This is a genomic window from Actinomyces sp. oral taxon 849 str. F0330 (genome assembly GCF_000239715.1).
GTDB lineage: Bacteria > Actinomycetota > Actinomycetes > Actinomycetales > Actinomycetaceae > Actinomyces > Actinomyces johnsonii.
Genome location: NZ_JH470365.1, coordinates 14731 through 23699 on the forward strand (window position 1 = coordinate 14731; position 8969 = coordinate 23699).

8 protein-coding genes are annotated in these 8969 nt (G+C 69.5%); 4 read left to right on the plus strand and 4 right to left on the minus strand.

Annotated elements, in window-relative coordinates:
* Positions 1-178: 178 nt before the first annotated feature.
* From HMPREF0975_RS13900 to HMPREF0975_RS13915, 4 genes are all read right to left on the minus strand, one after another.
* The gene (locus tag HMPREF0975_RS13900) at positions 179-913 is read right to left on the minus strand and encodes a response regulator (RefSeq protein WP_009234849.1); all 735 of its coding nucleotides are present in this window, start codon (positions 911-913) and stop codon (positions 179-181) included.
* Positions 895-2649, minus strand: coding sequence for a sensor histidine kinase (locus HMPREF0975_RS13905; protein WP_198009193.1), 1755 nt, complete (start codon positions 2647-2649; stop codon positions 895-897). Before HMPREF0975_RS13905 ends, HMPREF0975_RS13900 begins: the two co-directional genes overlap by 19 nt.
* 309 nt (positions 2650-2958) lie before the next feature.
* Positions 2959-3855: an ABC transporter permease subunit gene (locus HMPREF0975_RS13910; RefSeq protein WP_009234851.1), complete on the minus strand. Its 897-nt coding sequence runs from the start codon at positions 3853-3855 to the stop codon at positions 2959-2961.
* Between the two features lie 83 nt (positions 3856-3938).
* A complete protein-coding gene (locus HMPREF0975_RS13915; RefSeq protein WP_009234852.1) occupies positions 3939-4883 on the minus strand; it encodes an ABC transporter ATP-binding protein in 945 nt (314 codons plus the stop codon).
* Between the two features lie 499 nt (positions 4884-5382).
* On the opposite strand from HMPREF0975_RS13915, the gene HMPREF0975_RS13920 reads away from it, so the two are divergent.
* From HMPREF0975_RS13920 to HMPREF0975_RS16930, 4 genes are all read left to right on the plus strand, one after another.
* The gene (locus HMPREF0975_RS13920) at positions 5383-6336 is read left to right on the plus strand and encodes a Bax inhibitor-1/YccA family protein (protein ID WP_009234854.1); all 954 of its coding nucleotides are present in this window, start codon (positions 5383-5385) and stop codon (positions 6334-6336) included.
* Positions 6337-6581: 245 nt separating this feature from the next.
* Positions 6582-6989 (plus strand): FKBP-type peptidyl-prolyl cis-trans isomerase, encoded by a 408-nt coding sequence (locus HMPREF0975_RS13925; protein WP_009234855.1) that lies wholly within the window; start codon positions 6582-6584, stop codon positions 6987-6989.
* Positions 6990-7189: 200 nt separating this feature from the next.
* Positions 7190-8230 (plus strand): S66 family peptidase, encoded by a 1041-nt coding sequence (locus HMPREF0975_RS13930; RefSeq protein WP_009234856.1) that lies wholly within the window; start codon positions 7190-7192, stop codon positions 8228-8230.
* A 399-nt stretch (positions 8231-8629) separates the two neighbouring features.
* Positions 8630-8969: YjdF family protein (locus HMPREF0975_RS16930; protein ID WP_009234857.1), on the plus strand; the 340-nt coding region annotated here is incomplete at its 3' end.

Consider the following 8969-nt stretch of genomic DNA (forward strand, 5'->3'; position numbering starts at 1 on the left):
TCGAGCAGGTCGTCGCGCTCGGCTTCGACGCCGCCCAGCAGCGCCTCCACGCCCCCCGCTGATGCGGGGCCGCTCAATCCGGGGCCGGGCGGGACTGGTGCTCGAAGGCGTGGACGGGTCTGGAGGGAGTACGTGCGCCGCCCGCCGTTGCCGGCTGCCCTAACGATGGTGCTCGGGCTCAGGCCATGAGGCCGGTCTCGTAGGCGACGACGACGGCCTGGACCCGGTCGCGCACGTCGAGCTTGGCGAGCACGTTGCCCACATGGGTCTTGACGGTGGTGGCCGACACGACGAGGCGGTCCGCGATCTCCGCATTCGACATGCCCTGGCTCATGAGCACCAGGATCTCCTTCTCGCGTGGGGTTAGCGAGTCGATGCGCGGGTCCGAGGGCTGGGCCGGTTTGCCCGAGTTCGGCAGCGAGGAGGCGAACATCTCCAGCATCCGCTGGGTGATGCGCGGCGAGACGACTGCCTCCCCGGAGGCCACCGTGCGGATCGCCTCGGCGAGCTCGGTGGGGCGGGTGTCCTTGAGTAGGAACCCGGAGGCCCCGGCGCGCAGCCCGGCGAAGGCGTACTCGTCCAGGTCGAAGGTGGTCAGGATGAGCACGCGCGTTCCCGGGCACTCCCGGGCGATGAGCTCGGTGGCCTCGATGCCGTTCATGCCCGGCATGCGCACGTCCATGAGGATGACGTCGGGGTGCAGGGCCTTGGCCTGGGCCAGGGCGGCCGTTCCGTCGGAGGCCTCGCCGACGACGTTGATGTCGTCCTCGGCCTCCAGCACCATGCGGAAGCCCATCCGCATGAGGGCCTGGTCGTCGGCGAGCACGACGCTGATCGGTCCGCTGACCTCTCCGGGCCGCTCTGCCCCACCGGGCTGGACGGGCTCGCCGTTACTCACAGGGGCATCTGCCATGAGGAAGTCCCTTCGTCATGCTCGTCCCAGCGCAGGACTGCGCGGACTCGCCAGCCCGTAGTGGTTGGGCCGGCCTGTACGGTCCCACCATAGACCGATGCGCGCTCCCGCATGCCGATGAGGCCCTTGCCGGATCCGTGCATCGGCCGTGTGCCGGGTGCGGCGTCGTTGTCCACGGTGAGGACCACGGTGCCGATGTGCCTCTCGACGTCGACGCTGACGGCCGGTGTCGTCGGGGCGTAGCGCAGTACGTTGGTCAGTGCCTCCTGGGCGATGCGGAACACCGTGAGCTGGAGAGCCTTGTCCGTCGGGAGGGCGGCGCCGACCCACCGGTAGCTGACGGGCACGCCCGCCGCCTTGAAGCGCTTGACCAGCTCGGTGATGTCGGCCTGCTCGGGGGCCGGTGCCAGGGGCAGGTCGCCCCGGGACCGATCGGTCCCGCTGTCGGTGGCCTGCCGGCGCAGGCTGGCGATGGGGGCGCTGGGCTCGACCGGCGCCACCGTGCCCAGTGGCGCGAACTCGGGTACCGGCACGTCGCGGACCTCGTGGCTGTGGGCCGACGGCGCAGAGGCCGCCGAGGGTGCCGACAGCTTTGAAGCCGCTGTCTTTCTCCCGAAGCTCCAGCGGGAGCGACGTGCGGGGGCAGGACGCCCGGGGACTGCGGATGCCTCCGGGGAGATACCCGCAGCTGGAGGTGCTGACGGCGTCTGCGGGACGCAGTCGGGAGATGGCGCGGTCTGCCCCGAACCCGCCGACGCCGCGGGGCCCGACGAGCCGGTCGGGCTGGTGGCGGGGGCGCCGGCGACCGACGGGTCCTCTCGTAGGACTCCTACCAGGCGGCGGGTATCGGCCAGGGCACTGCGTCCGGCCTCGGCCAGGGTCTCCATGGCCTGCTTGGCCGTGGCCGGGTTGCGCTCGACGGTGGCGGCGGCGCCGTCGGCCATAGTGATCATAACGGCCAGGGAGTGGGCGACGACGTCGTGCATCTCCCGGGCGATGCGACTGCGCTCCTCGGCGGCCGCCAGCAGCGCGGCCTGCTCGCCGGCCAGGGCCATCCTGGCCGAGCGGGCCTCCAGGGCTTTGAGGCGAAGGCGAGCGGAGCGAGTGTTGAGGCCCACGAGAACACCAATGGCCGTGATGAGGCTCACTATGAATAGGGCGCGCCCGAACTGCAGCAAGGAGTAGGGCGAGCCCAAGAGGAAGCCGTCGCAGGTGGTGACGATGAGGTTGATGGCCCACACCGTCCAGGCGATGGCCGCTCTGCGGTGCGAGGCGATAGTGCCCAGGCAGATCGGAATGGCCAGTGTGGGAACGAATATGAGGCCGAATGTCATGGCCGAGCTCTGCTGCGCGTCGAGGTGATAGACGTGAACCTGTATGAAGGCGTAGAGCTCGAGGACCACTAGCAAGGCCGCCCATACCCATATGGGATAGCGTCGTCGCAGTGCGAGTAGAACTCCGCAAACCCCCAGTGTGGAGAGCGTTATCGGCAGGTGCAGGGTGATGTTGGCATCGGCATCCGGCCCTTTGATGGACAGGACCATCATGAGCAGGTTCAACAGAACGATCCCGCCCGCGATGAGTGTGTCCGCAATGATCGGGTGACGGTGGTACCACTGCCTGATCGTGCGCAGTAGGCCTCTGGGGACGGGCTCCAGCTGGAGATCCGGGTCGTCGTCTGCGGGTGCATCAGCGGCTGGACGGCCGGTGGTGGGGCTGGGCAGCTGGCTGGACATAGGTCTCAGTGTGTCATTCCAAGGGGTCGTGATCGACGGCGATTTGAGCGGCTGAGGCAGCCGAGCCCGGTGGATGGGCGTCTGACCGTCGTTTGGGGCGGGGGTTGAGCGGTCTGGTGAGGGGGTCGCCGTCGGCAGGGAACGGACCATGGCCCGCAGGAGGGCCGGGTTGCTCAGGGCCGAGCGGAGCGACCCCCTCGCCTCGGGAGAACCGCAATTCTCCCGAGGCGAGATGGGTGAAGGGGCTGAGGGAGGAGGCGTGGGGACTGACATGGGTCAAGACCTCCGATAGCAGGCTGATTCGCCGGCTCAGGCGTCGCGCCGTGAGAAGACGAACCAGGCGATGATGAGCGGGACGAGCGCCCAGGCGGCGAAGACCGCTACGGCCTGGCCGTGGCTGAGGAACTGGACGCCCTGCGCGCCCCATTCGGTGGTGCGCTGGAACGGGTCGGAGACGGACTCGGAGACGGTGCTGGGCAGGCAGCCGATGACCTTGTTGATCCACTCCCACTTGCTGGCTGCGAGCTGGAGGGGGATGGTGATGACGAACAGGAGGGAGACGACCACGGTGATGGCGCCGGCGGTGGAGCGCAGCAGGAAGCCGAGGCCCAGGGTCATCAGGGCGATACCGACGAAGACCAGACCCGAGCCCCAGATGTGGCCGAAATAGTGCGAGTCGGTGAGCGAACCGGCGTGCTCGCCGAGGAAGGGCTTGGAGATCGCCCAGGACAGGAAGATGGATACCGAGCCCAGGAGGAAGGAGGAGACGCTCAGGACCACGGCCTTGGACAGCAGGAGTCGTCCGCGGCGGGGGACGGCGGCCAGGGAGGAACGGATCTGTCCGGAAGAGTACTCGCCGGTGATGATGAGGGCTCCCAGGACCGCCACCACGATCTGCCCGAATGTCAAACCGGAGGTGATCAGGTTCATGGCCTTGTCCTGGTACTCCTCGGACTGTCCGAGAGAGGCGGCCAAGCCGGCGCCGAACAGGACGGTCAGGGCGATGGCGATGAAGGAGGTGATCCAGGTCGAGCGCAGGGTCCAGAACTTGATCCACTCCGAGCGCGCGGAGCGCAGGATGGTCTGACGGCCCTGGATGCGCAGGCCGGTGGGGCGGGGGATGACGCTGCTGGCGGCGTTGACGGCGTTGGCGGAGGTGCTCGCCGGTGTCTGGAAGGTGGGGCTGGCGGGAGCGTTGGCAGTCATGACAGGACTTTCTGTGCGAGACGAATGGTGATTGGGGGCGTGTCGGCGGGAGCGTGAACCTGGGTGCCGGGGTAGGCCCCCTGTTACGCCGCCTGGCCGTGGTGCTGCAATGCGTCCTGGTGGGCGGGGTCGGTGCGGTACTCCACGGAGTCGCTGGTCAGAGTCAGGTAGGCCTCTTCAAGGCTGGCGCGGATGGTGGTGAGCTCGTGCAGGACGATGCCGGCCTGCGCGGCGAGCTCGCCGATGGTGGCGGCGGTGGTGTCCGTGGTCTCCAGGACGCTGGGGCCCACGGGACGGGCGGCCAGCTTGCGGGAGGCCATGAGCTCGGCGAGCTGGGTGGCCTGGGGGGAGGCCACGCGCACGCGGTCGGTGGTGGCCGAGGCGATGACGTCGTCGACGGGGCCGGATGACAGGATGCGGCCGCGGCCGATGACCAGGAGCTGGTCGGCGGTCTGGGCCATCTCACTCATGAGGTGAGAGGAGATGAAGACGGTGCGGCCCTCGCCGGCCAGGCGGCGGCAAGTCTCGCGCACCCACTTGACGCCCTCGGGGTCCAGACCGTTGACGGGCTCGTCGAACAGGAGCACACCAGGGTCTCCCAGCAGTGCGGCGGCGATGCCCAGACGCTGGCCCATGCCCAGGGAGAAGCCCTTGACGCGCTTCTTGGCCACTGAGGTCAGGCCGGTGATCTCCAGGACCTCGTCGACCCTCTTGGCGGGGATGCCATTGGAGGCGGCCAGCTGGCGCAGGTGGTTGCGGGCGCTGCGCGAGCCGTGCAGGCCCTTGGCGTCCAGTAGGGCGCCAACCTCGCACAGGGGGGCTGACAGCTCCCGGTAGGGGCGCCCGTTGACGGTGACCTGGCCACCGGTGGGCTTGTCCAGGCCCATGATCATGCGCATCGTGGTGGACTTGCCCGCCCCGTTGGGGCCCAGGAAACCGGTCACCGTGCCGGGCTCCACGGTGAAGGAGATGTTGTCCACCGCGGTCTTGTGACCGTAGCGCTTGGTGAGATTGACTGCCTCGATCATGATCTTCCCTCTCGGAAACGGGCCTCCGGGGAGGCTGGTGGTGCGCGTGCGGGACGACGTGGGCACCGGGTCCTGCGACCCGGGCGGCCTACGGCTCGTCCGCTGTGGGATTGGAGCTGGTTGCCCCCGGGGTTTCTCCCGGTTCCAACCTGATAGCTCCAGCCTAGGAAGGCGCCGTCGTCGGTGAATCGGCCGGGGTGACGAACCCGGAGCCGGGCCGGGCCAGGCCGTCAGAGGGAGGAGGGTCATCCTGGAGGATGAGAACCGGTCGGTCGAAGCCGGACCGGGGACGCTGGAAGGACCGGCCGTCGCCCCTGATGCGCATGGGTATCTCTCCCCAGGGCGCTACGTCGTCAGGGAAAAGGGTTTCCCTCACCGCAGTGGTGATGCGCATAATGAGGGCAGTCCCCGGCAGCGGCCCTCTTCGGCCGGCCGGGCTGCGCGCGACCGGCCTCTCCGGACCGGCCGCCCCAGACCCCTCAGAGAGGATGAGAGGATCATGTCCAACCCCTTCTTCAGCCGTAGCGCCGCATTCCAGGAGGGCGGCCGGGTGGCGGGGGCGGCTCCGGCCCAGACGCCCAACGGCTACCCCACGATGCCCGGTTATCAGGCCGGTCAGTACGGGCAGCAGGCCACTGGTTACGGCCAACAGCCCAACCAGTACGGCCAGAGCGTCGGCTACGGCCAGGTGAGCCCCGAGCAGATGGCCGGCCTGGAGGCCCAGTACCAGGCGCCGTCGGCCACCAACGTGGACATGCGCCGCATGACCTACGACGACGTCATCATCCGCACCGCCGGCATCTTCGCTGTCATTCTGGCCGTGGGCGCCATCTCCTGGACCCTGATGACCAGCGCCGATCAGGCGACAGCCGCACTGGGCGGCATGGCGATGGTCGCGGGTGTGGTCGGAAGCCTGGTCCTGGGGGTGGTCAACGCCATCAAGCGGGTGCCCTCCCCGGCCCTCATCATCGCCTACGCGGTCTTCGAGGGCCTCCTGCTCGGCGGCTTTTCCGGATTCATGGAGGCCCGCTACGAGGGCATCGTGGTCCAGGCCGTGTTGGCGACGGTGGTGACCTTCGCCGTCATGCTCGCCGCCTACTCCTACGGCGGCTTCCGGGTTCAGGGCCGGTTCCGCCGGGTCCTGGGCGTGGCCGCCCTGGGCTACGGGCTCTTCTGCCTGATCAACCTCGGCCTGATGATGACCGGCGCGACCACCGGGGCGTGGGGGCTGCGATCCTTGACCATCATGGGGATCCCGCTGGGAGTCATTCTGGGCATCCTCGCCGTCATCATGGCGTCCTTTTTCCTGGCCGTGGACTTCGAATCCATCGAGAACGGGGTTCGCAACGGGCTGCCCCAGCGCTACGCCTGGGCCGGAGCCTTCGGTCTGGTCCTCACCATCGTGTGGCTCTACGTGGAGTTCCTCCGCCTGCTGAAATACATGCGCGACTGACTCGAGCCGCGAGGTCGGGCCGGTTCAGACCGATCCGGGTTCGCACTGTCATCTCGCCGGGGCCGGGACGCGTCACACGCGTCCCGGCCCCGGCGCGTGCCCGCCCTGCCGCCCCGACGCCCGTAGCGGTGCCCGTCCCGAAACGTCCTGGCCCGCCACGGGGCTGCATGGATGTGTGCGCCCGGTTCGCGCTGGGCCGAGGCCCGCTGCGGTGCCGGACGGACGCGTTCACGTAGGCTCGCCGCATGATCAACATCAACATGCCCTCCGTAGAAGGTGCCAAGGGCACCAAGCCCGTGCTCGCCTTCCCCGGTCCCGACGCCCCCGAGGGGCTGCAGGTCCAGGTGCTCGACGCCGGAGACGGCCAGGTGGTCGAGGCCGGTGACACGATCGTGGCCAACTACCTGGGGCAGATCTGGGGCGGTGAGGTCTTCGACAACTCCTATGATCGCGGCCAGCCGCTGAACTTCCAGGTCGGCGTCGGCATGGTCATCCGCGGCTGGGACGACGCCCTCGTGGGGCAGCGCGTCGGCTCACGCCTCCTGCTGTCCATCCCCTCCGAGCTCGGCTACGGCGACCGCGGCGTCCCGCAGGCCGGTATCCGGGGCGGCGACACCCTCGTCTTCGTCACGGAGATCCTCGGCGTCGTCTGAACCGACGTCCCCCGTCCGCTCTTCGCGCGTCCGTACCGCAGGCGCCGCAGACGCACCAACAAGGTGCGCCCTGGAGGCCTACGGTACGGACGCGCGCTTGCCGTGGAGGCCAGGTCTGCGATAGCTGCGATAGTCTGAGGGCGGCGCACTCGCCCGCCGGATGCTTGCCGGCTCTCCCGCACGGCTGCTGTAATGGCGCGATGAAGCTGCTTCCGCCCAAGGCTCGTCCCGGTGATCGCGTCGCGATCCTGTCTCCCTCCCTGGCGGCTCCCGGCTTCGCCCCGGCGGTTCACGAGCAGGCCATGGCTAGGCTTGCCGCTCTCACCGGCCTGGTCCCCGTGGAGTACCCGACCACGAGGCAGCTCGGCGCCTCGCCCGAGGAACGCGCCCGCGACCTCAATGCCGCCTTCGCCGACCCAAGCATCCGCGCGGTCTTGGCGACCGTGGGCGGCGATGACCAGATCGCGGTCATACCGCACCTCGACGGCGCCGCGGCGCTGTCCGACCCCAAGCCCTTCCTCGGGTACAGCGACAACACGAACCTCCACCAGTGGCTGTGGTCGCTGGGCATCGCCAGCTTCTACGGCGGCTCCACCCAGATCCACGTCGGCCCGGGGCCACACGTCGACCCGATCCACCTCGACTCGCTGCGGGCGGCGCTGCTGACCGGGGCCGAGCTGGAGATCACCGAGCCGGGGGAGTCCGAGGACCTGGGTCATGACTGGCTCGACCCCCGCGCCCTCACCGAGTTCGGCGAGCGCGAGGCCACCGAGCCCTGGACCTGGGCGGGGCCGCCCCTCTCGGTGACCGGCCCCACCTGGGGTGGCTGCCTCGAGGTGCTCCAGTGGGTACTGACCGCAGGCCGGTTCCCGGCCGACCCCCACGTTCTGGACGGCGCCATCATGCTCATCGAGACCTCCGAGACACTCCCGTCAGCTTCTGAGGTGGGGTGGGTCCTGCGCGCCATGGGAGAGCGTGGACTATTGGCCGCCGTCGACGCGGTCCTCGTGGCTCGCCCACCCGCCTCCTCGCTGGAGGACCGCCGGGACGCCCCGGCCAGGGCCCGCTTCCGAGCAGAGCAGCGCGATGCCGTCGTCGAGACCGTCGGGCGCTACAACCCTGAGGCGGTCATCTGTGTAGGGGTCCCCTTCGGACACACCCGCCCCCAGTGGATCGTGCCGCACGGCGGAACCATGACTCTTGACGGCGCCTCGCGCCGGATCACTGCCAGCTACGCCTGAACGGCCCGGGGTGAGCGCTTCTCAGGTCCAGCCGTCGGCCGCGACCGCTGCCACGGGGCTCCGGCCGCTACCCTGGGGTAGTCGAAACGCTCGCCCCAAGGAGACGTCCGTGCCTCAGATGCAGGCACGAGGGCGTCGTTACGTGCCCTTCGGCGGCTCGGCCCGGCGATGGCTGCGATAGTCTGGGGGCGGCGCACTTGCGCCACACCCGGTAGCGCGAACTGCACGGTCCGGAGGAAGTCCGGATGACGCCGTCGGGGCTGCAAGCCCCGGACCCGCCCCAACCTCGTCGTGGGCGAGCGATAACCAGGCGTTCGTCACCTCGGGGCCGCCGTTCATCGGCCGCCGCGGGGACTCCTGCTGCACCGGGTGCGATCACTCGCACCCGAAGGAGTCCACATGCCTGACAGTCGGCCCGACATCCCCGCCAGCATCTCAGCCCAGCTCACCGTCTTCTTCGACGGCCGCTTCTGGATCGGCGTCCTCGAGCACCATGAACTCCGCCGTGGTGGCGACACGATCGGTCGTGCCATCACGGTGCGGGCGGCGCGACACGTCTTCGGCGCCGAGCCCAGCGACGTCGAGCTCTACGATTTCCTTCTGGCTCACGGCGGGGCCCTCATCGACCGGGCCGCCGCCTCTCCTCCGATACCGACGTCCGGATCGGCGGGATCGTCGGCGGCTCCTCGCCCCAACCCCAAGCGCGCCGCCCGACGGGCCGCCAAGGAGGCCGCCAGAG